Source organism: Nocardioides albus, assembly GCF_014648255.1.
GTDB classification, from domain to species: domain Bacteria; phylum Actinomycetota; class Actinomycetes; order Propionibacteriales; family Nocardioidaceae; genus Nocardioides; species Nocardioides albus.
On the sequence record NZ_BMQT01000001.1, the window covers coordinates 585,469 to 609,272 of the forward strand.

General features: G+C 69.5%; 19 protein-coding genes. 8 read left to right on the forward strand and 11 right to left on the reverse strand.

The features are described from left to right. Nucleotides 1–95: 95 nt before the first annotated feature. From IEY84_RS02660 to IEY84_RS02675, 4 genes are all read left to right on the forward strand, one after another. Nucleotides 96–626, forward strand: coding sequence for a flavin reductase family protein (locus IEY84_RS02660; RefSeq protein ID WP_183541970.1), 531 nt, complete (start codon nucleotides 96–98; stop codon nucleotides 624–626). Between the two features lie 48 nt (nucleotides 627–674). Continuing rightward, entirely contained in the window at nucleotides 675–1,070 is a 396-nt protein-coding gene (sodN, locus tag IEY84_RS02665; RefSeq protein ID WP_183541972.1) for a superoxide dismutase, Ni, read from the forward strand. 185 nt (nucleotides 1,071–1,255) lie between these two features. After that, a complete protein-coding gene (locus IEY84_RS02670; protein ID WP_183541974.1) occupies nucleotides 1,256–2,659 on the forward strand; it encodes a glycoside hydrolase family 28 protein in 1,404 nt (467 codons plus the stop codon). A gap of 109 nt (nucleotides 2,660–2,768) precedes the next feature. Further along, the gene (locus tag IEY84_RS02675; RefSeq protein WP_183541976.1) at nucleotides 2,769–3,743 is read left to right on the forward strand and encodes a bile acid:sodium symporter family protein; all 975 of its coding nucleotides are present in this window, start codon (nucleotides 2,769–2,771) and stop codon (nucleotides 3,741–3,743) included. Here IEY84_RS02675 and IEY84_RS02680 read toward each other — a convergent pair. Next, nucleotides 3,711–5,852, reverse strand: a complete 2,142-nt coding sequence (locus IEY84_RS02680; protein WP_183541977.1) for an acetate--CoA ligase family protein — start codon at nucleotides 5,850–5,852, stop codon at nucleotides 3,711–3,713. The two genes, IEY84_RS02675 and IEY84_RS02680, sit on opposite strands and share 33 nt — an antisense overlap. A gap of 175 nt (nucleotides 5,853–6,027) precedes the next feature. On the opposite strand from IEY84_RS02680, the gene IEY84_RS02685 reads away from it, so the two are divergent. Then, on the forward strand, nucleotides 6,028–6,495 hold the full coding sequence (locus IEY84_RS02685) for an Rv1443c family protein (RefSeq protein ID WP_183541978.1): 468 nt from the start codon (nucleotides 6,028–6,030) through the stop codon (nucleotides 6,493–6,495). 10 nt (nucleotides 6,496–6,505) lie between these two features. Here the strand turns inward: IEY84_RS02685 and IEY84_RS02690 are convergent, their stop codons facing one another. After that, nucleotides 6,506–7,816 carry an ArgE/DapE family deacylase gene (locus tag IEY84_RS02690; protein WP_183541979.1) on the reverse strand — a complete coding sequence of 437 codons (1,311 nt, stop codon included), beginning with the start codon at nucleotides 7,814–7,816 and terminating at the stop codon, nucleotides 6,506–6,508. A gap of 12 nt (nucleotides 7,817–7,828) precedes the next feature. Beyond that, the gene (locus tag IEY84_RS02695; RefSeq protein WP_183541980.1) at nucleotides 7,829–9,154 is read right to left on the reverse strand and encodes an MFS transporter; all 1,326 of its coding nucleotides are present in this window, start codon (nucleotides 9,152–9,154) and stop codon (nucleotides 7,829–7,831) included. 134 nt (nucleotides 9,155–9,288) lie between these two features. Here IEY84_RS02695 and IEY84_RS02700 point away from each other — a divergent pair, with 134 nt between their 5' ends. Next, a complete protein-coding gene (locus tag IEY84_RS02700; protein ID WP_183541981.1) occupies nucleotides 9,289–10,431 on the forward strand; it encodes a PucR family transcriptional regulator in 1,143 nt (380 codons plus the stop codon). A 30-nt stretch (nucleotides 10,432–10,461) separates the two neighbouring features. Here IEY84_RS02700 and IEY84_RS02705 read toward each other — a convergent pair whose 3' ends face one another. The 5 genes from IEY84_RS02705 to IEY84_RS02725 are packed head-to-tail and all read right to left on the reverse strand — an operon-like array spanning nucleotide 10,462 to nucleotide 15,910. After that, nucleotides 10,462–11,829, reverse strand: coding sequence for an NAD-dependent succinate-semialdehyde dehydrogenase (locus tag IEY84_RS02705; protein WP_183541982.1), 1,368 nt, complete (start codon nucleotides 11,827–11,829; stop codon nucleotides 10,462–10,464). Beyond that, nucleotides 11,829–13,508, reverse strand: coding sequence for a thiamine pyrophosphate-dependent enzyme (locus IEY84_RS02710; protein ID WP_183541983.1), 1,680 nt, complete (start codon nucleotides 13,506–13,508; stop codon nucleotides 11,829–11,831). The genes IEY84_RS02705 and IEY84_RS02710 overlap by 1 nt, the downstream gene beginning before the upstream one ends. Before the next feature lies 1 nt (nucleotide 13,509). After that, nucleotides 13,510–14,166, reverse strand: a complete 657-nt coding sequence (locus tag IEY84_RS02715) for an RraA family protein (protein WP_183541985.1) — start codon at nucleotides 14,164–14,166, stop codon at nucleotides 13,510–13,512. Continuing rightward, nucleotides 14,163–14,552: a RidA family protein gene (locus IEY84_RS02720; RefSeq protein WP_183541987.1), complete on the reverse strand. Its 390-nt coding sequence runs from the start codon at nucleotides 14,550–14,552 to the stop codon at nucleotides 14,163–14,165. Before IEY84_RS02720 ends, IEY84_RS02715 begins: the two co-directional genes overlap by 4 nt. Beyond that, nucleotides 14,549–15,910, reverse strand: coding sequence for an MFS transporter (locus tag IEY84_RS02725; RefSeq protein WP_221208441.1), 1,362 nt, complete (start codon nucleotides 15,908–15,910; stop codon nucleotides 14,549–14,551). The genes IEY84_RS02720 and IEY84_RS02725 overlap by 4 nt, the downstream gene beginning before the upstream one ends. Before the next feature lie 287 nt (nucleotides 15,911–16,197). Here IEY84_RS02725 and IEY84_RS02730 point away from each other — a divergent pair, with 287 nt between their 5' ends. Then, entirely contained in the window at nucleotides 16,198–19,590 is a 3,393-nt protein-coding gene (locus IEY84_RS02730) for a S8 family peptidase (protein ID WP_183541991.1), read from the forward strand. A 15-nt stretch (nucleotides 19,591–19,605) separates the two neighbouring features. Here IEY84_RS02730 and IEY84_RS02735 read toward each other — a convergent pair whose 3' ends face one another. Genes IEY84_RS02735 through IEY84_RS02745 form a run of 3 tightly spaced genes read right to left on the reverse strand, consistent with a single transcriptional unit; the run spans nucleotide 19,606 to nucleotide 22,671 of the window. Beyond that, entirely contained in the window at nucleotides 19,606–20,625 is a 1,020-nt protein-coding gene (locus tag IEY84_RS02735) for a phosphatase domain-containing protein (protein WP_183541993.1), read from the reverse strand. Nucleotides 20,626–20,666: 41 nt separating this feature from the next. Next, a complete protein-coding gene (locus tag IEY84_RS02740; RefSeq protein WP_183541995.1) occupies nucleotides 20,667–22,070 on the reverse strand; it encodes a mycothione reductase in 1,404 nt (467 codons plus the stop codon). Between the two features lie 25 nt (nucleotides 22,071–22,095). Next, nucleotides 22,096–22,671: a hypothetical protein gene (locus IEY84_RS02745; protein WP_183541997.1), complete on the reverse strand. Its 576-nt coding sequence runs from the start codon at nucleotides 22,669–22,671 to the stop codon at nucleotides 22,096–22,098. Nucleotides 22,672–22,797: 126 nt separating this feature from the next. On the opposite strand from IEY84_RS02745, the gene IEY84_RS02750 reads away from it, so the two are divergent. Then, nucleotides 22,798–23,700, forward strand: coding sequence for a LysR family transcriptional regulator (locus IEY84_RS02750; protein WP_183541999.1), 903 nt, complete (start codon nucleotides 22,798–22,800; stop codon nucleotides 23,698–23,700). Nucleotides 23,701–23,804 lie beyond the last annotated feature (104 nt).

Consider the following 23,804-nt stretch of genomic DNA (forward strand, 5'->3'; position numbering starts at 1 on the left):
TGGACGGACAGATGAGTCGGCGATCACACCCTGGATGACTGGACCTCAACCGGACTTGATGTCCTAGCGTCGCGGTGAAAGAGAGAGGAGGGGGTGTGAGCGACACACTCACCGACCAGTTCAAGGCCGGCTTCCGTCGATATTCCACGGGCGTGGCCATCGCCGCCACCTCGACCGAGACGGGACCTGTCGGGGCAACGATCTCGAGTCTGGCCTCCGTGAGCGCGAACCCGCCGATGCTGTCGTTCTCGGTCTCCCGGCTGGGCCGGTCCGGGCCGGCGCTGAGCGCGAGCGAACGTCTCGCGGTGCACACCCTGACCGCATCGCAGGCCGACGTGGCCGCTGCCTTCGCCGACCGGAACGCGCCACGATTCACTCTCGCCCAGGGCTGGGCGCTCTCCCACGGAGAGCCGCCGGTCCTGCGCGACGCGGCGGCCAGTTTCTACGGACACGTGGTCCGCGTCGTCCCGGCCGGGGAGGCCTGGCTGGTGCTGCTCGAGGTCGACACGATGGAGCTCGGCGACACTGCCGAGCCGCTCCTGCACCACGACCGGCGCTACTGGTCGCTCGGCCCCGCCGTCAGCACCCTCCCGCTCGAACGCATCCTGCCGGAGAAGGCTTCCTGACCGTCGACATCGACGGTCTTTCCACATCACCACCGAGAGGAACCAACCATGCGTCTTTTCGCTCCCACCATCGAGGTATCCGCCCACTGCGACCTGCCCTGCGGCGTCTACGACCCCGCCCAGGCACGCATCGAGGCCGAGTCCGTCAAGGCAGTCATCGCCAAGGCCCTCGACAGCGACGACCCCGACTTCCGCACCCGCGCGGTGATCATCAAGGAACAGCGCTCCAACCTGGTCAAGGAGCACCTGTGGGTGCTGTGGACCGACTACTTCAAGCCCCCGCACTTCGAGAAGTACCCCCAGCTCCACACCCTCGTCAACGAGGCCACCAAGCTCGCCGGTGCCTCCGGCACCAAGGGCACCCTCGACCTCGAGGTAGCCGACAAGCTCCTCGCCAAGATCGACGAGATCGCCGAGATCTTCTGGGCGACCAAGAAGGCCTGACAAGAAGACCTGAGTCTTCGCAAGATCTCTTGCGAGAAGCCAGGTTCCGGCGCCAGCCGGGACCTGGCTTCTTTCTGTTCCACCCCTCCGAGGGCATAGACGTATGACAAGTACGTCACTAGTGTGACAAGTTCCACGTCCCCCGCGCGGCGGCCTCGGCCGCCGTCGAACGTTGAGGAGCACGCATGCGTCATCGTCGAAAGCGCACCACCCCCTTACTGCTCGCCCTCGGTCTCGTCGGAACGCTCGCCGCGGCCATGCCCGCCACCGCCGACCAGCCGGTCGAGCGGCCCGCCGGAGGCCCGGATGCTGCCGCGATCGCGAAGATCGTCGACCACATCGGCGAGCCTGCGATCCCGGACCGCGACTACGAGATCACCGACTTCGGTGCCGTCGGCGACGGCACGACCGACGCCCTGCCGGCGATCCGGGCGGCGATCGAGAAGGCCTCCGCCGACGGCGGCGGCCGCGTCGTACTCCCTGAGGGCACGTGGCTGTCCGAAGGGCCGGTGCACCTCGCGAGCAACATCGACCTCCATGTCTCCGACGGGGCCACGCTGCTGTTCGGCACCGACACCGACGATTACCTGCCGGTGGTGCGTACGCGCTGGGAGGGCACCGAGCTGGACGGCTACTCACCGCTCATCTACGCCAACGCCGTGCACGACGTCGCCATCACCGGATCAGGCACCATCGACGGCAACGAGGACTCCGAGTTCCATGCCTGGAAGGCGCAGGAGAAGCCGGATCAGCTGCGGCTGCGCCAGATGGGCTTCGACGGTGTCCCCGTCGAAGAGCGCGTCTTCGGTAAGGGCACCTTCCTGCGGCCCAGCGCCATCCAGTTCTTCAATGCCGAGCGAGTTCTGCTGGAGGACTACACCGTCACCAACTCGCCGTTCTGGATCAACCACCTCGTCTACACCGATCAGGCCACCGTACGAGGGCTCAACGTCGACAGCCACCGCGCCAACAACGACGGCATCGACGTCGACTCCAGCACCAACGTGCTGATCGAGGAGAACCGCTTCCGCACCGGCGACGACTCGGTCGTCGTGAAGTCGGGACGTGACCTCGACGGGCGCACCATCGCCCGACCCAGCGAGAACGTCGTGATCCGCCGCAACGACATGGGCGGCGAGGACGGCATCGCACTGGGCAGCGAGATGTCGGGCGGCATCAAGGGCGTTTACTTCACCGACAACGTACTGCGCGACGGCGCCTCGGCGATCCGTTTCAAGGGCAACCTCGACCGTGGCGGCACGGTCGAGAAGATCCGGGTCAGCAACATGGAGGTCGGCAGCTTCGAGACGTTCATCTGGTTCCAGCTGGACTACCCCGGCGAGCTGGGCGGCAACTATCCGCCCGTCTACCGCGACATCGTCTTCTCCGACATCACCGTCGCCTCGGCAAAGACCGGGCTCGACATCCACGGGCCCGCCGACGCGCCGCTGAGCGACGTCACTCTCCGTGACGTCACGATCGATCAGGTCGAGACGCCGATGGTCCTGGAGAACGTCGAGGACCTGCGCTTCGACGACGTCCGGTTCGGCGACCAGCACGTCGACGGAGAGCTCGACTGGGTGTCCTGACCCGACACCCCCGATACCCCGTCCCGCCCGCCGCGCGCTTCCTGCGAGAGGATCGCGCGGCGGGCGGGGCATCGGGCCGCCCCGTACCGAATGTCGTGGAAGGAACAGCATGAACACAGTTCGACAGGTCAGCGCTTTCGTGGGTCGATGGTTCGCCTTGATCGTCCTGATCGCCGGTGCCATCGCGCTGGCCACCCCCAGCACGTTCGACGGGTGGGCGGCCCAGGTTCCTCTGCTCCTCCAGATCATCATGCTCGGGATGGGCATGACGCTCCGGCCGCGCGACTTCGCGATCATCGGCCGCCGGCCCTGGGCGCTCCTGCTCGGCGTCGCCGCTCAGTACACGGTGATGCCTCTGCTCGGCTGGGGCATCGCCCACATGCTCAGCCTCTCGGCCGTGCTCACCGCCGGGATGATCCTGGTCGGCTGCGCACCGGGCGGCACCGCGTCCAACGTCATGGTGTTCCTGGCCCGCGGCGACACAGCGCTGTCGGTGGCCATGACCTCCGTGTCGACCCTGCTCGCTCCGGTGATGACGCCACTCCTCGTCCTCCTGCTGATCGGTGAGGACCTCCCCGTCTCAGCGAGCGACCTCTTCGTCTCGATCGTGAAGATCGTGCTCGTCCCGGTTCTGCTCGGGCTGGTGCTCCGGCTGTTGCTGCCCCGCCTCATCGAGCGCGTCATCGACGTACTCCCCTTGATCTCGGTCGCCGGTATCACCGCGGTCGTGCTGGCCGTCGTCGCCGGCAGCGCCTCGACCCTCCTCTCCGTCGGCCTCCTGATCGTCGTGGCCGTGATCCTGCACAACACCGCCGGCCTGGCCCTGGGGTACGCGGTGGGCCGGGTCTGCGGCATGCCCGTCTCGAGTCGACGTGCCATCAGCATCGAGGTCGGCATGCAGAACTCCGGCCTCGCCGCCGCGCTGGCCACCGTCCACTTCTCGCCCGCCGCCGCGCTGCCCGCCGCGATCTTCTCGGTGTGGCACAACGTGTCCGGGTCGACCCTGGCGAGCTACTGGTCACGGCGTCCCATCGAAGGCGACGATGTCACCTCATCGGAAGTCGCCCCGGCCACCGACCGCTGACGAGCTCCGGACGAGCAGCGCGTCGACGGCGACCGGACGACCGGAGTCGTCGATGAGAAGCGGGTTGATCTCGAGGGACTCCAGGTCGGCTGTCTCGCGAGCGACGAGCTCGGAGAAGCTCACCACGGCAGCCGCGAGGGCGTCCCGATCGACGGCGACTCGTCCCCGCGGCCCGTCGAGGAGCTCGGCATAGCGCAGTCTGTTCATCATGGCGTGTGCATCGTCGGAGGTCAGCGGCGGCAGTCGCACCTGGACGTCGGCGGCGATCTCCGTCAGTACGCCACCGATCCCCAGCACCACCACCGGCCCGAACACCGGATCCCGGCGCATACCGAGGATCAGCTCGGTGTCCGAGGAGATCATCGGCTGGACGACCAGACGACGATCGGTCACGTCGTGCCGCTCGGCGGCCGCGAGGATCCGGTCCGCCGCGGCGCGCACCTGGTCCGCGTCGACCAGCCCGACCTGCACCAGCCCGAGATCCGACTTGTGCGCAACCTCGGTCGAGAGGATCTTCACGACCGAGGGGAAGCCGAGCCGCGCTGCTGTCGCTGCCGCCTCCTCCGCCGTCGTGACCTCGTCTTCAGCCACGACGGGTACGCCGTGGGCGGCGAGCAGCCGCTTGACCTCGACCTCGTCGACCACGCGGCCGGGCGTCGGCACCGGTTCGTCGTGGGGATCAGCCGCCGAGGTGGTCGGCGTGGACTCGGCGGGGGCCCAGAACCGGACGAGCGAGGACAGCGCGCGGATCGCTCGGACCGGTTCGGTGAACCCGACCAGACCGGCCCGCGCGAGGCGAGGGACGGCACGGCCGGTGCCGCCGACCCACACGGTGACGATGGGCCTGTCGGTGCGTGCTGCGGCCGACTCCACGATCTCGCAGACCTGGTCCTCCTGACGCTGCATGTTGCCCACCAGCACCGTGATGATGTCGGTGTCGGGATGCTCGATGGCGACGTCGAGGGCCTTGCGGAGCAGCTCGGGATCGGTCACCAGCGCACCGGTCACGTCGATCGGGTTGCGGACCGATGCGAACGCCGGCAGCACCGCGGCCATCCGCTCCGCCCAGGCCCGATCCCAGGGCGCGAGGCTGAGACCGTGGTCCTCGATGGCGTCGGCCATCAGCACCCCGGCCCCGCCGGACAGCGTGATCACGGTCAGTCGGCCGCCCTTCGGCCGAGCGCTCAGCCCGAACACCCGCCCGAGGTCGAGCAGGTGGTCCACGTCGTGGGCGCGCACCGCGCCGTACTGGGCGAGCAGCCCGTCGAAGACGGCGTCGGCTCCGGCCAGCGCACCCGTGTGGGAAGCGGCCGCCGCCGCGCCGGCCCGGGAGCGGCCGACCTTCATCAGACAGACCGGTACGCCGTTCGCCCGGGCGGTCGCCAACGCCTGCCGGAGCCGCTGCGGCGTACGCACTCCCTCGACGTACCCGAGAACGACCTTGGTGGCGTCGTCCTGGACGAGGCCTTCGACCACCTCGGCGAGCGAGATGTCCATCTCGTTGCCGGTGCTGACGAACCGACCGAGCCCGATACCCGACGTCTGCGCCTCGGTCAGGATGAAGGCACCCATCGCCCCGCTCTGCGTGACGAACGCGATGCCGTCGTCGCGCAGCACGAGCGACTCGTCGTCGATCCCGGTCATGAAGGTCGCGGTGACGCCGTCAGCGGCGCCGATCACCCCGTTGCAGTTGGGACCCAGCACCCGGACGCCGTAGCGGCGCGCGACCGCCGCGACCTCGTCCTGGAGGGCGGCGCCCTCGGGACCGGTCTCGGCGAAGCCGGACGCGAACACGATCACGACGGGCACACCGAGCTCGCCGCACTCGGCGATGGCCGGCGCCACCTCGGAGGCCTGGACCACCACCACAGCCAGCTCGGGGACGACAGGGAGCTCGCTCAGCGCGGCGTGGCAACGGAGGCCCTGGACCTCGTCCCGGCTCGGATTGACCGGATAGATCTCGCCCTGGAAGCCGTGCATCACGAGATAGCGCAACGTACGTCCGGCTGCCTTGAGACCGTTCGAGGACGCCCCCACGATGGCGATGCTGCGCGCTGCGAACAGATGGCGGACCAAGTCGACGGGCGAGACGGAATCGGCGGATTGCATGGGTGGTACCTCGTGATTCGGGTCGACTCAGCGGCCGCGCTGACGCGGTCGACCACACATCACCACAGACGTTGCTCTGTCTGCCAGGTTTCCGTCCCGCTGATCCGACCGCGAACATCAGGAGTTGCGACCCTGGTCGGATGAACTCGGCGCTCCAGCCCGGTTGACTTGCCTCATGACCTTGCGCATCGTCCGGCAGACATCGACCGTGGCGGCCCCGCTCGATGCGGTCTGGCGACGGGTGACCGACTTCGAGGGGATCAACGACGAGCTGATGCCTCTGATGCGGATGCGGGTTCCGGCCGGCATTCGCGACACCGCGATGGACACCGTGCCGCTCGGGGTGCCGCTGGGCAGGTCCTGGCTCTTCTACCTGGGGTTTCTGCCCCTCGACTACGACGACCTGATGGTCACCGAGCTCGTGCCCGGCTCACACTTCCAGGAGGTCTCGACGATGGCGTCGATGCGTCGTTGGACGCACCGACGCGAGCTGTACGCCGTCGACGCCGGCCACACGGAGGTGACCGACGTCGTCGGCTTCGAGCCTCGGTTCGCAGCGTTGGCGAGGCCCCTGGAGCCGGTGGTCCGATGTCTCTTCGTCCACCGGCACCGGCGCCTCGCCCGCCACTTCACGGACCGCTAGGAGCAGGCGGTCACACCTCGTCGTCGACCCCGCACCACTCGGCGATGAACAGTGCGATCGACTTCGTGATGCGGCGGATCGACTCGATGTCGACGCGCTCGTCGTTGCCGTGGATCGCTTCGGAGACCGGGCCGTAGACGAGGGTCGGGATGTCGGCGTACTGCACGAAGACCCGGCCGTCGAGGTAGCCGGGGGTGGTGAAGCTGCCCAGCTCGGCGCCGCCGAAGGCGGCACGGTGCGACTCCCGCAGGGCCTCCTCGGCCGAGGAACCCTCCTCCAGGACGTAGCCCTGGGCGAAGAAGCCGGTACGGGTCGCGACCGCCTCGATCGCGTGCCCGCCGTCGTCCTCGGTGATCTTCGCGAGCTCGGCAGTGATCTCCTGCCACGCGTCCTCGGCGGTCACGCCCGGGTAGAGCGCGATCCGCAGGTCGACCTCGCACCACGCCGGGACGCTCGAGCCCCAGTCGCCGCCGTTGATCTTGCCGACGTTGAGGTTGATCGGGTGGTCGAGGTCCTCGAAGTAGCGGTGCTTCGTCTTCTCGGCGTTCCAGCGCTCCTCGAGCTCACGCAGCCGGCCGACGACGTGGTACGCCGCGTCGATCGCGTTGAACCCGTGAGACATCTCGCGCGGGTGGGTCGGCTGGCCGGAGACGCGGACGCGGAACCAGATGACGCCGACGTTGGCCCGGACCAGCATGTCCTCCTCCGGCTCCGGGATGAGGACGGCGTCGGCGGTGTAGCCACGCATCAGGGCCGAGAGCGATCCGTTGCCGGTGCACTCCTCTTCGACGACGGACTGCAGGTGGATGCGGCCCGTCGGGGTCAGCCCGGCAGCGCGCACGGCGTCGAGAGCGAAGAGGTTGGCGACAAGACCCGACTTCATGTCACCGGCACCGCGACCGTGCAGCCAGCCGTCGATGATGGCTGCGTCCCAGGGAGAGCGGGACCACTGGTCCTCGGGTCCCTCGGGCACGACGTCGATGTGCCCGTTGAGGATCAGCGACCGACCGTCCTCGCTCGCCGGTCGGTAGGTGCCCACGACGTTGTCGACACCGTCATAGGAGACCTCGACGTAGCCGGCGCCGGGGTGCTCGGCCAGATCCTCGGGGTCGAGCTGCCAACGGTCCATCTCCAGGCCGCGCTGCTCCAGCGCGCCGAAGATCAGGTCCTGAGCGGACTGCTCGTTGGTGCGTACGGACGGGTGGCGGACCAGCTCCTGGGTGAAGGCGATCTGGTCGTCGAACGCCGCGTCGACGGCGTCCAGGATCCGTTGGCGCTGCGCGTCGGTCAGGACGGTGGCGGGGGTTGCGGTCTCGGACATGTGAAGGGCCTTTCAGGAGTGAGCCGATGTGACAAGACGGTCGTCGGTGATGCGGAGACGGCTGCCGACCAGCCCACCGACGGCGGTGATGAGGGCGATGCCGGCGAGCAGGAGAGCGACGGACCACGACTGGTCGTCGCTCGCCGAGAGCAGTGCCGTCGCGGCGAGGGGAAGGAACCCGCTGAGCGCGCCGGCGAGGTTGTAGCCGAGCGCGACCCCGCTGTAGCGCAGGTGCGGAGGGAACAGCTCGGTGAGCAGTGCCCCGGTGACGGCGTACGCGATGGTGATCAGGAGGATGCCGACGGTGATGGCCACGACGATGGCCACCGGGTTCTCGGTGTCGATGAGCAGGAACAACGGGTAGGCACCGACGGCGGTGGCGACGCCACCGGCCACGGTCATCCGGCCCGCGCCGAAGCGTTCGCCGATGCGGCCTGCGAACACGGTCATCGGGATCTGGACGATCGCCGCGATCAGGGTCGCGTTGACCATCACGGAGCGATCCACCCCGAGGGTGTTGGCGCCGTAGCTGACGGCGAAGGTGGTCATCACGTAGAAGCCGCCGACGCCGAGGAAGGCGGCCGCCACGGCCACGACCAGCCGCCCGCCGGCGTGACGGAAGAGGTCGAGGGCGGGGATCTTCGCGCGCTCCTCGAGGTCGACCATCTGCTCGAAGACCGGCGACTCCTCGATCTTGATCCGGATGTAGAGGGCGATGCCGAGCAGCGGGAAGGCGAGCAGGAACGGGATGCGCCAACCCCACGCGTCGAACGACTCCTCGGGCAGGAGCAGGACGAGCGAGAAAGCGGTCGAGGAGAGCAGGGTGCCGACCGGCGAGCCGATCTGGACCAGGGCGGCGAAGCGACCACGGTGCTCCGGCGGCGCGTGCTCCACCGCGATCGTGACCGCGCCGCCCCACTCGCCGCCGACGGCGAGGCCTTGGACGAGGCGGAGCACCGCGAGAGCGATGGGAGCGGCCAGACCGATGCTGCCGTAGTCGGGGATGAGGCCGATGACCCCGGTCGCGACGCCGATCATGACGATCGTCGTCAGCAGAGCGGGACGGCGACCGAAACGGTCACCGACGTAGCCGAAGATCACCGCGCCGATCGGGCGAGCCGCGAATCCCACCCCGAAGGTTGCAAATGCCGCCATGGTGGCAGCGGTCGGGTTCAGGTCGGTGAAGAAGAGCCGGTTGAACACGAGCGCCGCGGCGGTGCCGAAGAGAAAGTAGTCGTACCACTCGAGAGCGGTGCCCACGAACGCGGCGCGGGCGATCCGGGCCGCTTCCTTGTCGGTCACGGCGACCTCGCCGCCAGGCGGTGTCATGGTGGTCATCTCTGCTCCGTGCTGCTCGGTCCCGCGCCCGTCGGCGTATCGGTTCGTCGGTGTCGTACGTCGACGAGTCTGGTCCAGCCGGTCTCGAGGAGCCAGTGACACCCGCATCGCAATGTGACGCCTACGATGTGCATATGCATCCCCATGGACGTCTCGAGGCTGCCGCACGCGCGTGTCTCGGCGACGTCGATGCGATGGCCCTCCGCTACCGCGCTGAGGTCCGGACACTCCCCGGATACCTGCCCGGGACCATCAGCGACGACGAGCTCCACCGGTCCGCCCGGGCTGTCCTGGAGCTGATGCTGCGGCAGCTGGCCGGGGAGGACGTCGCCGCCGCGCTCGCCGAGCGCTCGGCCGCGATCGGTCGCCACCGAGCCCGCTTGGGCCTGCCGTTGGACTCCCTGCTGCGCGCGGTGCGGATGGACTTCCGCTTCCTGTGGGAGTCGCTGACCTCGGCGGTCGCTCCCGAGCAGGCCCACGAGTTCACCGGCGACGTGGTCACGTTGTGGGACACCGTCGAGTCCCACAGCAACCATGTCCAGGCCGCCTACACCGAAGAGCTGATGAGCCTGCGGCGGGAGACCGAGCTGGAGCGTGGATACCTCGTGCGTCAGCTCCTCGTCACCGGGATCGACGACCAGCGACAACGTGAAGCCACCGCCCGTACGCTCGGCGTCGCCTCGACCGAGGAGCTGGTCCTGGTCGTGGCCCGGCCCGATCACAGCCGCGCGTTCCGCAACGGCATCGAGGCGCTCCAAGCCGGGCTCCCGGTCCACTCCAGCGACGGCTACGAGCTGGCCATCGTGCATCCGCCGCAGCTGGGCAGGGGCGGCTGGCAGCGAATGCTGCGCCTCCCGGCCGGCATCTCGCCGCGAGCCGGCGACCTGGGTCAGCTGCCCGGGCTGTGGCCGGTGGCACGCAAGCTCGCGCAGCTGGCCCGGCCCGAGCATGCCGCGCTCATGGAGGAGCACTGGCCCGAGCTGATGAGCGAGGACCTCGGCCCCGCCATCGCCGCGCTCGGCGCGGATCGTCTCGACCCCGTTCTCGAGCTGCCGACCCACGCCCGTACGACACTGCTGCGCACCGCACGGGAGTATCTGAGCACCGGGTCGATCTCCGCGACCGCCGAGACCCTGTTCTGCCATCGCAACACGATCCTGAAGCGGCTGCATCGCTACCAGACCCTGACCGGGCTCGACATCACCGTGCCCGAGCAGGCCGCGCTCGCCCACGTCCTGATGAGCACCCCGGACGTACGTGAGGAAGGGCGCGGGTAGCGCCACCCGCGCCCCTCGATGCGTACGCGCTCAGACCGTACGCAGCAGCTTGACGTTGACGAACTCGTGCAGGCCGAACTCGCCGAGCTCTCGGCCGATCCCGGACGCCTTGACCCCACCGAACGGCAGGTCCGCCTGGGTCCGTGAAGAGTGGTTGATGGCGACCATGCCCACCTCGAGCCGGTCAGCGATCTCGCGCAGCCGCTCCGGATCGGTGCCGAAGACAGCGCTGCCCAGCCCGTACGGCGTGTCGTTCGCGAGCCGGACCGCCTCCTCGTCGTCGGCCACCTTGTGGACGACGGCGACCGGCCCGAACACCTCTTCGCGATAGGCGCGTGCGGACTCCGGCACGTCGACGAGCACCGTGGGCTGGACGAACGCACCGGTTGCCGGCCGTGCCGGACCGCCGACGACGACTCGGGCGCCCTCAGCGACAGCGTCCTCGACGAGCTCGACGATCGACACGGCCGCCGCCTCCGAGGAGAGCGGGCCGATGTCGGTGCCCGCAACGGTCGGGTCGCCGACCTGCAGAGCTGCGACGCGGTTGGTGAACTCAGCCAGGAACTCGTCGTAGACGGCCTCGGCCACGATGAGTCGCTTGGCGGCGGTGCACGCCTGGCCGGCGTTGCCCATCCGGCCGACGACCGCAGCCTTGGCCGCTTCCACCACGTCGGCGTCGTCGAGCACGATGAAGGGGTCCGAGCCACCGAGCTCGAGCACGACCTTCTTCAGCGAACGACCGGCGATCTCGCCGACGGCGCGGCCGGCACGCTCGGAGCCCGTCAACGAGACTCCCTGCACAGCAGGGTGCTCGATCACGGACGCGACCTGCTCGTTGGTCGCCAGGACCGTCTCGTAGACGCCCTCGGGGATGCCCGCGCCACGCAGGAGCCGCTGGAAGGCGTACGCCGACTCCGGGCACGCCGGGGCCGGCTTGAGCAGCACGGTGTTGCCCAGCAGCAGGTTCGGGGCGGCGAACCGGGCGATCTGGTAGTAGGGGTAGTTCCACGGCATGATCCCGAGGAGAACGCCGAGCGGCTCGAAACGTACGGTCGCCTCACCCGTCGCCACGGGCAGGGCCCGATCCGCGATGAACCCCGGCCCCTGGTCGGCGTAGAAGTCGAAGATGTCGGCGACGATCTGCAGCTCGCCGCGGGCCTCCGCCGCGGTCTTGCCCATCTCCCGGGTGGCGATCGCGCCCAGCTCGTCGATCTCGCCTCGGATCGCCGCGGCGACCTTGGTGAGCGCGGCGGCGCGGTCGGCGACCGGACGGGCTCGCCAGGCGCTGAAGGCCGTGGCCGATGCCTCGACCGCGGCAGCGACCTCCGCGTCGGTCGCCGACGGGTACGTCTCGAGCACGGTGTTGGTGGCCGGGTCGACCACTCGGTAGTCGGTCATCACGCGTCGTCTCCTGTCTGCGCGTCGCGCACCGCCGTCTCCGGGGCACGGACATCGGGGTCCTGGATCAGGTGCAGCACGGCGGGGCGGCCGCTGGCGACGGCGCGCCGGAAGGCGGCGGCGAAGCCGTCCGCCGTCTCCACCCGTTCGCCGTACGCACCGTAGGACTCCGCCCATGCGGCGAAGTCGGGGTTGGTCAGATGAGTGCCGGAGGGCCGTCCCGGATAGTGGCGCTCCTGGTGCTCCCGGATGGTCGCGAAGACGCCGTTGTCCACGACGATCGCGATGAAGGGCGCGTCGTAGCCGACTGCGGTCGCGATCTCCTGCCCGTTCATCATGAAGCAGCCGTCGCCGGCGATCGACACGACCTGGCGCCCAGGGTGGACCATGGCCGCCGCGACGGCGGCCGGGATGCCGACGCCCATCGCGCCGTTGCGCGGTGCGACCAGCGAGGCCGGCGTCGTGTGACGCAGGTAGCGGCTCGGCCACACGGAGTGGTTGCCCGCCCCGTAGGTGATGACGGCATCGTCGTCGAGCTCGTCGCGAAGCACCGTCATCACCGCGTCCATGTCGACGAACTCGGCGCTCGGCGTCGGCTGCGGCGTGGAGAACTCCTGGTATCGGCGCTGGGCGGTCGGGAGCCAGTCGGCGTCCACCGCCTCCGGAGAGAGACCCACGAGCGCATCGACGAAGGCCTGCGGCGCGGCGGTGACGAGCGCGTCCAACCGGCCGGCGTGACCGAGCGGCTCGCCGGGCACCGCGACCACGGTCGGGGTGTCGAGCCCCAGCGTGTAGCCGTCGCTGCCGACGTCGGTCCGGGGAGCGCCGACATAGATCGCCAGGTCGGCGGTGTCGAGGATCTCGGCGACGTGGTCGCCACGGCCGTAGCCCGTGAAGCCGACGTACGCACCGGGGCCGTCCTCGAGGACGTGCGGCACCGCGTCATAGGCACGGAAGTCGCCGAGCACCGGGATGCCGTGCTGCGCCGCCCACCGGCTCAACGTGGGACCCGAGTCCTTGGACCAGCCCTCGCCGCCGACGACCACGACGGGGCGGCGGGCGGCAGCCAGCATGGTCTGCAGCCGCTCGCGAGCAGCGTCGGTGACGGCCAGCTCAGGGTCCGCGAGCGGCACGACGGTGCGGGTCGGCGTCGGCTGCCGGATGACGTCTTCGGGCAATCCGATCACGACGGGGCCGGGGCGGCCCGTGCGCGCGGTGTGCATCGCGTCGGCCACGACGGCCGCCGCCTGGGTGGGGTCGTCGAGGGTCACGACCTTCTTCGCCGTCGACCCGAACCAGCCGGTCAGGTCGAACTCCTGGAACGAGAACCTGCCGCGGTCGGCAACCGGGACCAACCCGACGAAGAGAACCAACGGAGTGGCGTCCTGCCAGGCCGTGTGGACGGCGATGAAGGCGTTCGCGGCGCCGGGCCCTCGGGTCACCATCGCGATGCCGGGTCGGCCGGTGAGACGGCCCTCGGCCAGGGCCATGAAACCGGTCCCGCCCTCGTGCCGGGTCACCACGGTGGTGATCGTCGAGTCGTGCAGTCCGTCGAGTACGTCGAGGAAGGACTCCCCCGGCACCGCGTAGGTGCGCTCGACGCCCTCCCGCTCGAGCTGCGCGACGATGGCGTGCCCGGCGGACAGGGTGCCGGTCGAGGTCTCGTTGGCGGCGTACATGTCAGGCCTTTCTGTCTGTCGCCTCGGGCGACGTGGGAAGAAGTCGGGCGAGGTCGGCGCCCTGTGCGATCTGGTCCAGGAGCGCCGGTTCATCGGCGTCCGAGCGGCGCGCGCGTTCGATGAGATCGGGGTCGAGGGTGGCCGGGTCGATGACGAGCACACCGTTCTCGTCGCCGAGGACGATGTCGCCGGACCGGACGGTCACCCCGCCCACCTGGACCGGGTGGCGCAGGCCGTCGCTGCTCGTGCCGAGGCGCTTGGTGGTCCGCGACGTCAGGCCGCGGGAGTAGACGGGCAGCGCGTCGGCGACCGCGCTGCTGCGCAGCTGCCCCGCGTCGGTCACCGGACCCTCGACCACGATGCCTGCAGCCTGCCGTGCGACGGCGACCGCCGCGGTCACGGCACCCACGGGCGCATGCCCGCCGCCGGCGACCTCGATGACGAGGACCGCACCCACGGGGAGCTCCAGGAGCGCGCGGTTGACCGCCAGCGCATCGGGGGTGGCGAGGTGCAGCGTGTGGGCGAGACCGACCATCCGGCGCGCCTCGTGCTGGACGCGCGCGATACCGGTGTCGCAGAAGCCGTCCTCCAGGAAGTGCCCGAGCGTCGGCACTTCCACACCTGCCAGTGCTTCCAGGGTCGTCGAGATGTCCGTCATTCGCTGCCCTTGCCGACGAGCGCGACACAGTCGATCTCGAGCTCGACACCCCACAGTGTGACGCCGACGGTGGTCCGCGCCGGCAGCGCGGCGGTGCCGAAGACCCGGTGGAAGACCCGGTTGTACGTCTCGAGGTGCTCTGGATCGGTGAGGTAGCCGTTGATCTTCACGATCCGGTCGAACCCGCTGCCGCTGGCCTCGAGCAGCGCCCGCAGGTTGTCGAGCGTGGCGAGCAGGCGGGTCTCGAAGTCGCCCTCGACAGGGCCCTCGCTCGTGACCGGGATCTGTCCGGAGGTGAACACGAACCCGTTGGCGACCACTGCCTGGGAGAAGGCGCCGACCGGCTCGCCGACTCCGGCGACCGTCCGGATGTGCCGCAGGCTCATCGCGCCGGCTCCGCGACCGGAGCGTCCGCGTCGTCACCGGTACGGTCGAGGTCGGCGATGTGGTGGCGGGACAGCAGTGCGACCGCGATCAGCGAGGCCACGGCGGCACCGCAGGCGTACCAGGCGATCGACGAGCTCCGGCCGGTGGCTTCGAGAAGAGCGACGGTGACGGCGGGGGTGATCGCCGAGCCGAGGAGCCCCGAGAACATGTAGCAGACCGACAGGCCGGAGTAGCGGACCTTCGAGCCGAACAGCTCCGCCAGGAACGTCGCGATCGGACCGTAGTTCGCGCAGAACGCGAGCATCATGACGGAGTAGGCGATGAAGACGGCGACCGTCGAGCCGGTGTCGAGCAGCAGGAAGAACGGGATCGCGAAGAGGGCCTCGCCGATGATGCCCAGCGAGATGATGCGGAGCCGGCCGTAGCGGTCCGAGAGCCGCCCGAACGCCGGGATCGCGACGAGTGCGACCAGGCAGGCGACCAGGACGGCCCAGAGCATGACGTCGTTGGAGTGCCCCAGCTCAGAGGTGCCGTAGCTGACCCCGGAGGCGACGAGGAGGGTGAAGGTCGAGCCGGTGGAGAGGGTGGCGACGGCGCCGAGGACGACCTGCTTCCAGTAGTCGCGCATCAGCACCGCGAAGGGCAGCTTGGCCTTGGCGCCCTGCTCCTTGACCTGCTGGAAGCTCGGCGTCTCCTCGATGTTGAGGCGGATGTAGATGCCGACGGCCACGAGGATGCTCGAGGCCAGGAACGGCACCCGCCAGCCCCACGAGACCAGCGCGTCCTCGGATGCGAACGCGGTGATGAGGAGGAAGGCCAGGTTCGCGATCAGGGTGCCCGCCGGGACTCCCACCTGGACGAGCGATCCGTACCAGCCGCGCTGCTGGGCGGGTGCGTGCTCGACCGTCATCAGCACGGCGCCACCCCACTCGCCACCGAGCGCCAGGCCCTGGATCACGCGAAGCGTCAGCAGGATGAACGGAGCGGCGAGACCGATCGCGGCGTAGTCGGGGATGAGCCCGATGGCGAACGTCGCCGCGCCCATCGTGAGCAGGGAGACCAGCAGCATCGACTTGCGGCCGAGCCGGTCGCCGAAGTGGCCGAAGAGGACGGCGCCGACGATCCGGGCGAGGTACGCCGAGGCGAAGGTGAGGAACGACAGGATCGTCCCGACGGCCGGCGAGACCTCGGGGAAGAACACCTTGTTGAACACGAGGGCTGACGCCGTGGCGAAGATGAAGAGGTCGTACCACTCGACCGTGGTTCCGATGACGCTCGCGGTGGCGATCTTCCTCATCCGCGCGGGTGCGAGGCGGTCACGCTCTGCGGCGTGCCGGCTGTGGCCGTGCTCTGACATGGCGACTCCAGGGGCGGTGAGGGTGTGTGGTGGCGGTCACCCCATCTCACCGGTGGTCAGGAACCCCCGACAATCGGCATCACCAACCAGAACCACGGCCTGAAGTGTGCATCTGCATACCCGGCCGCATCGGTGGCCTCACTCCCGACTTGGCCGCACCCTGCGCAGACCGATCCCTGGCGCCCTTGCGCCACGTCACATCCTCGCCACGCTGATCCCGCGACCGTGGACCGCCACCTCTGCCATCGTGAGGTCCCCATCACCTCACGGACAGGGAGCTACGCCACATGCGCCCGATTCTCCGCGTGGCGACGACGGCCACCGTCACCGTCCTCGCCACCGTTGCCTCACTACCGGCGATCGGCCAACCCGCCGACACGACCGACGCGAATACGCCGATCACGGGCAGCTCCGCTGCCCGCACCGGTACCACGACGTCGGTCACCCTCATCACGGGTGACCGGGTGGAGGTGGGCACCGACGCCGAGGGACGCACCAGCACCCATCTGCTGCCGACGAAAGAGGGCAGCAGGCCGACCGACCACGTCACCGAGGAGCACAGCGGCGGCAAGTACGTGATCCCGGTCGCCGCGTTTGCCGGGATCCAGGACGGCTGGCTCGACAAGGAGCTCTTCAACGTCACTGGGCTCGTCGAGCAGGGCTACGACGATGCACACACCGACACCCTGCCCCTGATCACCCAGTACGAGAGCGTCGCCGCCGTTCCCGAGGACGACACCGCCCGCACCCTGCCCGGTGACGCGGACCTGGTCCGCCCACTGCCGACCGTGCAGGGCGCGGCCGTCGAGGTTCCCAAGGACGAGGTGGCAGCCACCTGGAAGGACCTCGCGGCCCGCGACTCCCGTAGCGCCGATCAGGTCACCAAGGTGTGGCTGGACGCCAGGGTGAAGGCGATGATGGCCGAGTCGAACGCCCAGATCGGTACGGAGTCCGCCTGGGCGGCAGGCCTCACCGGCGCGGGGGTCGACGTTGCGGTGCTGGACACGGGCGTCGACGCCGGGCACCCAGACTTCGCCGGGCAGATCGCCGCCTCCAAGGACTTCACCGGCTCCAAGTACGGCACCGACGACCGCCGTGGGCACGGCACCCACACCGCGTCGACAGTCGCCGGCTCCGGCGCCGCGAGCGAGAACGGCAAGGAGCGCGGAGTCGCCCCCGACGCGGAGTTGCTCGTCGGCAAGGTGCTCGGCGACAACGGCACGGGCGCCGCGTCGTGGATCATCTCCGGCATGCAATGGGCCGTCGACTCCGGTGCCGACGTCGTCTCCATGTCGATCGGCACCTCCACCCCGAGCGACTGCAGCGACCCGATCTCCCAAGCGGCCGAGACCCTCGCCACGCAGAACAAGGCCCTGTTCGTCGTCGCGGCCGGCAACCTCGGCCGAGCGCAGTCGATCACCTCCCCGGGCTGCGCCCCCAGCGTCTTGACGGTCGGCGCGATCGACGCCGCCGACAAGGCCGCCGACTTCTCCTCCCGTGGTTCGGTCCTGGGCGTGCACACCACGAAGCCGGAAATCGCTGCCCCGGGGGTGAACGTCCTCGCCGCGAAGAACGGCGGGCACGGTGGCACCAACGCCTACCAGCGGATGTCCGGGACATCGATGGCCACTCCGCACGTCGCGGGTGCCGCCGCCCTGCTGAAGCAGCAGCATCCTGAGTGGGACCCGGCGCGTCTGAAGCAGGCGCTGATCTCCGCTGCCCAGAGCGACATCCCCAGCAGCGTGCGCGAGAGCGGCGCGGGCAGCCTCGACGTACCGAACGCGATGAAGCAGACCGTCCTCGGTCCGGGCGCGGTCTCCGTGGGCACCCTCGCGTGGCCGCAGACCGCCGCGAAGACGGTCCCGGTGACGTACTCCAACACCACCGATCTCCCCATCACGCTCTCGCTGAAGCTCGGTCCCGTGCTCGGCAATGACGGCACTCGCACTACCACTGCTCTGGTCAAGCTGGGCATGTCCACGGTCACCGTGCCGGCGCGGGGCACCGTCAAGGTGCCACTGACCGTGAACCCGACGGTGGGTGTCCAGGACGCTCAGTTCGGCGACTTCGGCGGCCGGATCCTGGCGGACGCCTCTGACGGCACCACCGTGACCGTCCCGTTCGGCTTCCACCTCGAGCCGGAGACCGTCGCTGTCACGGTCAAGCTGATCGGTCGCGACGGCAAACCGCAGACTCCCACCGGCGTACTCGACGTCATCGGCCTAGACGACGTCTCTGGCGGGCGTTACTACCCGGCGACCGGCGAGCAGAAGCTGCGCCTGCGGGCGGGCTCGTACTACATCAACGGCGTCCTGCCGACCCGTAACGCCGACGGCGTCCTCGACACGGTCAACGAGCTCGCCTACCCCGAGCTGAAGATCACCAGGGACATGGAGATCGTCCTCGACGCCCGCAAGGCCCGCGAGGTCACCTACGCCACCGACCAGCCCACCGAGACGGCCACCGCCACCCTGTCCTTCGGACGCTGGTGGAACGACGGGCAGAACTCGTGGGTGCACACCGGGGCAGCCCAGTACGACACCGCCCGGCACATCAACACCTGGGGCCAGGGCGCGGTAAACACGGGCGGATTCGAGGCGGCGAGCTGGTTCCGAGCGGTCCAGCCGGGCACCGGTAGCGCCAGCCCGTACATCTACAACCTGGGGGTCTTCGACAAGGACGTGATCGTCCCTGGCCGCCATCTCAAGGCGGCCGATGCCGACCTCGCCGCCGTCGAGTCCCAGTGGTACTCGGTGGGAACGGCGACCGAGTTCAAGGATACGATCGACAACTATCGCCCCTGGAACCCGACGTCCGCCGTCGGCGGCAGCGTCCTGCAGCCCGTCAAGGTCCCCTTCGCCCGCACCCAGTTTTTCACTGCCGGTAAGGACGCCGGCCTCTGGTCCGAGTCCGGCACCAGCACGAACGAGCTGATGCGCGGCCCGGCATGGGCCTTCGACGGCGGCGAGCGGCTGAAGGAAACCTGGTTCAAGGGCATCATGCGACCCACGGCCGCCCTGGACCGAGCGGGCAACAAGCAGCTGGCCGGCGAACGCCAGGGCAACCTGATGGGCTTCAAGAGCGCCCTGTTCAGCGACGCCGACGGGCATTTCATGTACGCACCGGGCTTCAAGGACGCCGGCAGCCTGCGGCTGTACAAGGACGGCGTGAAGCAGTGGGACCACGCCTGGCCGTACGGCTCCTGGTCGGTGACCTCCGAGCCGGCGGACTATGAGCTGCAGCAGGTGGTGTTGCGTTCGTATGGCAACCGCACCGTCAGCTATCCCTGGGGAGCGATCACCACGTTCCGCTTCCGGTCCGAGGAGAAGCCAGACGTGCACACCCAGACGCTCCCCCTCGTCTTCCCCGGCTACGACGTACCGGTCGACACCACCAACCGGGTAGAGGCCGGCACGATCCGCATCCGGCTCTCCGCGACCGGCCACGGCGACTACACACCGGGTCAGATCACCAAGGCGACGGTGAAGTACTCGTACGAGGGTGAGGTGGCCACTCCTACCTGGAGCGACGCGACGGTCGTGCACGAGGACGGAGCCTGGTACGCGGAGATCGACCACAGCGGCGCGAGCGGCAAGGACGTGTCGCTGCTGGTCGACCTGACCACAGCTGACGGTGGCTCAGTCGAGCAGCGGGTGATCGACGGATACGGAGTGCGGTGACGTACTGCCGCCACGTCAGAGGAGGCCGAGACCGGTGGCGTGGCGGCGGACCGCCTCGCTGTCGGCGACGAGCACGAGCGGTACGTCGTCGCCCATCTCGCTCCACACATGCTCGACCCGGCCGTCGTGTGGATCGAGCCGCACCTCGCGGATGTAGACCGCGAGGATCCGGCCGGGATGGCGGCGGATCGTGGCGGCGTAGGTCTCCGGATCATGCTCACCGGAGTCGCCCAGGAGGACGAACCGAAGCTCGGGATGGAGCGCGAGCACCTCGTCGATACGCTCGGTCTTGGGCTCCCGGCCGACAGCGCTACCGAGCAGGTCGCGCAATAGCAGCGGCCCGCGGGGGAAGTCGCGGTGGCGTACGAAGGCGCTGAGGAACGAGTGCAGGTTCCATGGGCTGGAGGAGATGTAGAACACCGGGTTGGTGTCGGCGGCGAGGTCACGGTAGAGCTCGGGCGCACCCGGGAACGCGGTGCGCGTGAGCGCCGACCCGGTGAGCGTCTGGCGCACCATCCGCCCGACGCGCTGCACCCCGGTCTCGAGGATCGTGTCGTCGATGTCGGAGATCACCCCGAATCGCGCCTCGGCGGCGGGAACGAGGACGTCCACTGGGGCTCGGTGGACCCCGTCCAGGCCGCGGTACTCGCCGGCCAGCTCGACGACACCATGGGTCAACGGGACCTCCAGCGTGTCAGCGCTCGGTTGTAGCCGCGCAACGAAGTAGCCCTCGTCGTCGGTGACCGTCTCCACCGCGGCGTCGCCGACGGTGATCCGCAGCGGTACGCCCGGCAGCTCGTCGGTCACGAAGTGGCGGACCATGCGGCGTACGGCGGCGACCGCCCCCTCGCCCTCCACCGCCACCGACGACGGCGGATCGTCGACGACCCGGCCACGCACGACGACCCCCGCAGCGCTCCCGTGCCCGCCGTAGCACACGATCCGGAAGTCTGTCGGCACCCGTGATCCTGCCCGGCGGAGCCTCGCCGCATCCCATGCTCGCTCCAGACGGAGCACCCACCGACGTGCAGACATGGCCACAGCCTATGGTCCGCGCCGGAAGGCAGGCGGGTCGGTCACACCAGCGGCAGGGCCAGCAACGCGTTCTCGATGAGCTCGGGCATCGCCGGGTGGATCCAGTACTGGTCGCGCGCCATCGTCCGGGCATCGAGTCCGAACTGCATCGCCTGGATCAGCGGCTGGATGAGCGTCGGCGCTTCGGGCCCGATGATGTGCGCGCCCAAGAGCGCGCCCGTGCTCGGGTCGGCCAGCAGCTTGGCGAACCCCGTGGTGTCCTCCATCGCCCAGCCGTAGGCGATGCCTGCGTACTCCTGGGTCGAGGTCACATACGCGATGCCGTTGGCCTCGGCCTCCTGCTCGGTCAGCCCGACCGACGCGATCCGCGGATCGGTGAACACGGCGTACGGCACGTAGCGGTGGTCGGTGCGGATCAGGTCCTCGGGATGGAGCAGGTTGTGCGCGACGGTGCGAGCCTCGCGGTTGGCCACGTGCTTGAGCTGGTACGGGGAGCTGATGTCGCCCAAGGCCCACACGCCGGGAACCGTCGTGGCCTGGGTCTCGTCGACCACGACCCGACCGTCGGCGGTGAGCTCGATCCCGCCGTCTTCGGCCCCGATCAGGTCGCTGTTGGGCACCCGGCCGGTAGCGACCAGCAGCACGTCGGCCTCGAGGCGCTCCTCGCCGTCGGGACCGTCGAGGAACACCCGTGCCCCGTCACCATCTCCCTCGACCCGTCGAACCGCGCGGTTCAGACGCACATCCCAACGCGCACCGGCGATCTCGGTGAACTGGCGCGCGACATCGCGGTCCAGCTGACGCAGCAGCTGTCCGGAACGGGCCACGACGGTGACCTTCACCCCGAGGGAGGAGAAGATGTGGGCCATCTCCACGGCGATGAAGCCGCTCCCCAGGATCGTCATGCTCGTCGGCACCTGCTCCAGCCGCATCACCGAATCGCTGGTGTGGAACCTGCTCTCGGCCAGCCCCGGGACATCGGGAACAGCCGGCCGGCTGCCCGCTGCGACCACGATCTGGTCGGCACTGAGCGCGGTGGCATCGCCGGTCTGGGCGTCGATGACGCTCAGCTGCTTCGGGCCGGTGAACCGCGCAGTGCCGATCAGCAGGCTGGTGTTGGACCGGCCGGTCTGCCGGTACTTCTGACCGCCATCGGCGATCGGGTCGATCCGTCCGAAGACCCGGTCGCGGATCCGCGGCCAGTCCGCATCGTTCAGGGAGAGGTCGACGCCTAGCCGACTCCCCTCCTCCGGGGATCCGGCGACGTCGGCGGTGTGCACCAGCATCTTGGTCGGGATGCAGCCGACGTTGAGGCAGGTGCCCCCGTACGAGCCTCGGGACCCGACACCCTTCTCGACGTACACCACCTCCCTGTCGTCGAACCGCTCGTCGACGATGGCGTTGCCCGAGCCGGAACCGATGACCACTAAGTCGACATGTCGCATGCCCCCATCATCGCCGGAGGAACGCTCAGGCACGAACAAGGCCGGGTCGACCGCTCCAAGCGTCCTGCGAGATGACGAGAAGCATCACCACTCCGGTGACCACGGCCGCGGCAGCAGCCGCCGTCCCTGTCCACAGCAGACCGAGGACGAGCCCGGCCACGCCGAGCACGGCCATCAGGACTCCGAGCCGGGTGAACATGGGGGTGTCGAAGGCACGCGCGAACGGCAGGAAGTGCAGTCCGACGGCCAACACGATCACACAGGGCAGGACGTCGACGCGCTCCACCGCTTCCAGAGCCAGCCGCCCCAGCTGGATCCCCAGCAGCATGCCGGCGACGCTGCCGAGGTACACCCAGCCCGCGCTGCGCGGCAAAGGCCCGGGCGGCACGAACAGGCGGGGCGTGATCAGCACCGCCCACACGAAGACTGCGAGCGCACCGGCCCAGACGAGCAGTGCTCCCATCGACACAGCGGCGGGCAGCTCGCCACGGTTGGCGTGGACGAAGACGCTGCCGCCGACCCCACCGATCACCGCTCCCCAGACCCGTGGGTGGCCCAGATGCTGGAGTCCACGACCGACATCCCCCGGCGTACTGATCATCTGCGAACCTGCCCTTGCATTGCCGTGTGTCGTTCGAATGAGCGAAGCGGAATCGCCAGGATCCCACTGAATGGCACCCGCCTTCGCACGCGGCTCACCGCCGCGCCGACGAACTATGCTCCATGCATGGACCGGCGCCACCTCGAGTACTTCGTGACGGTAGCGGAGCTGGGGAGCTTCACCCGCGCGGCCCAAGCGCTGTCCATCGCCCAGCCGTCGCTGTCCAACGCCATCGGGTGGCTCGAGCGAGATCTCGACACCCGACTCTTCGACCGACACGGCCGGGGCGCGCGGCTCACTCCGGCCGGCGAGGCCCTGCTCGAGCCCGCGCGACGCTCGCTGCGATCGTTCGAGGTGGCCCGCGGCGCGGTGCGTGCCGTGTCGCAGGCCGGTTTTGGTCGCTTGGCCATCATCACGAACACGCTGTGGGCCGTCGAGCCACTGGCCCGGTTGGTCGGCGAGTTCCGCGACCTGCATCCCCGTGTCCAGGTCACCGTGGCTGACCCGCGGTGGCACGGTGACGTGCTGGAGACCGTCCGGATGGGCGGCGCGGAGCTCGGCCTCGTCGACGGCACCCCTCCTGGCGGAACCCTGGCGAGCCGATGGCTGGCCGACCTCGAGATGATGGCCGTATGCCCTCCGGACGCGGAGTCGGCACTCGGCCACGAGGACAAGGGATCCATCACGATCGGCGATCTCTCGGAACGGGGCCTGGTGTGTACGCCCGACGGCACCGTTCTCCGAGGCATCGTCGCCGAACCGCTCGAAGCCGCGGGGCTGTCGACGGACGTCGCCGTCGAGACGGCTCACCTGGCCGCAGTGGCACCCCTGGTCCTGGCGGGAGCGGGCGCCGCCGTGCTGCCGAAGGCGATGGCCGAGGATGCCGCAGCCAAGGGAGCCCGAGTTCAACCGCTCGATCCACCCCTACGTCGGTCGGTACACGTGATCTGGCGCAAGCGTCGGGCCAGCGACCTGGCCCTGGGATTCGTCGACTTCTGCGTCAACGCCTGCGCCACCTCCGCGCCCTGAGTCATAGCAACCGGCTATCGCTGACCTAGTTCGGTCGCCGTTGCTCGCACGAGCGTCGCGGGACGAAACTCGGTGAGCCGTCCGACCCTGGTTCGCCGCAACCT

What these genes read in the sequence shown, in the direction of transcription:
- sodN (WP_183541972.1), top strand. Translation starts at nt 675, where the DNA reads ATGCGTCTTTTCGCTCCCACCATCGAGGTATCCGCCCACTGCGACCTG.
- IEY84_RS02670 (WP_183541974.1), top strand. Translation starts at nt 1,256, where the DNA reads ATGCGTCATCGTCGAAAGCGCACCACCCCCTTACTGCTCGCCCTCGGT.
- IEY84_RS02675 (WP_183541976.1), top strand. Translation starts at nt 2,769, where the DNA reads ATGAACACAGTTCGACAGGTCAGCGCTTTCGTGGGTCGATGGTTCGCC.
- IEY84_RS02680 (WP_183541977.1), bottom strand. Translation starts at nt 5,852, where the DNA reads ATGCAATCCGCCGATTCCGTCTCGCCCGTCGACTTGGTCCGCCATCTG.
- IEY84_RS02685 (WP_183541978.1), top strand. Translation starts at nt 6,028, where the DNA reads ATGACCTTGCGCATCGTCCGGCAGACATCGACCGTGGCGGCCCCGCTC.
- IEY84_RS02690 (WP_183541979.1), bottom strand. Translation starts at nt 7,816, where the DNA reads ATGTCCGAGACCGCAACCCCCGCCACCGTCCTGACCGACGCGCAGCGC.
- IEY84_RS02695 (WP_183541980.1), bottom strand. Translation starts at nt 9,154, where the DNA reads ATGACCACCATGACACCGCCTGGCGGCGAGGTCGCCGTGACCGACAAG.
- IEY84_RS02700 (WP_183541981.1), top strand. Translation starts at nt 9,289, where the DNA reads ATGCATCCCCATGGACGTCTCGAGGCTGCCGCACGCGCGTGTCTCGGC.
- IEY84_RS02705 (WP_183541982.1), bottom strand. Translation starts at nt 11,829, where the DNA reads ATGACCGACTACCGAGTGGTCGACCCGGCCACCAACACCGTGCTCGAG.
- IEY84_RS02710 (WP_183541983.1), bottom strand. Translation starts at nt 13,508, where the DNA reads ATGTACGCCGCCAACGAGACCTCGACCGGCACCCTGTCCGCCGGGCAC.
- IEY84_RS02715 (WP_183541985.1), bottom strand. Translation starts at nt 14,166, where the DNA reads ATGACGGACATCTCGACGACCCTGGAAGCACTGGCAGGTGTGGAAGTG.
- IEY84_RS02720 (WP_183541987.1), bottom strand. Translation starts at nt 14,552, where the DNA reads ATGAGCCTGCGGCACATCCGGACGGTCGCCGGAGTCGGCGAGCCGGTC.
- IEY84_RS02725 (WP_221208441.1), bottom strand. Translation starts at nt 15,910, where the DNA reads ATGTCAGAGCACGGCCACAGCCGGCACGCCGCAGAGCGTGACCGCCTC.
- IEY84_RS02730 (WP_183541991.1), top strand. Translation starts at nt 16,198, where the DNA reads ATGCGCCCGATTCTCCGCGTGGCGACGACGGCCACCGTCACCGTCCTC.
- IEY84_RS02735 (WP_183541993.1), bottom strand. Translation starts at nt 20,625, where the DNA reads ATGTCTGCACGTCGGTGGGTGCTCCGTCTGGAGCGAGCATGGGATGCG.
- IEY84_RS02740 (WP_183541995.1), bottom strand. Translation starts at nt 22,070, where the DNA reads ATGCGACATGTCGACTTAGTGGTCATCGGTTCCGGCTCGGGCAACGCC.
- IEY84_RS02745 (WP_183541997.1), bottom strand. Translation starts at nt 22,671, where the DNA reads ATGATCAGTACGCCGGGGGATGTCGGTCGTGGACTCCAGCATCTGGGC.
- IEY84_RS02750 (WP_183541999.1), top strand. Translation starts at nt 22,798, where the DNA reads ATGGACCGGCGCCACCTCGAGTACTTCGTGACGGTAGCGGAGCTGGGG.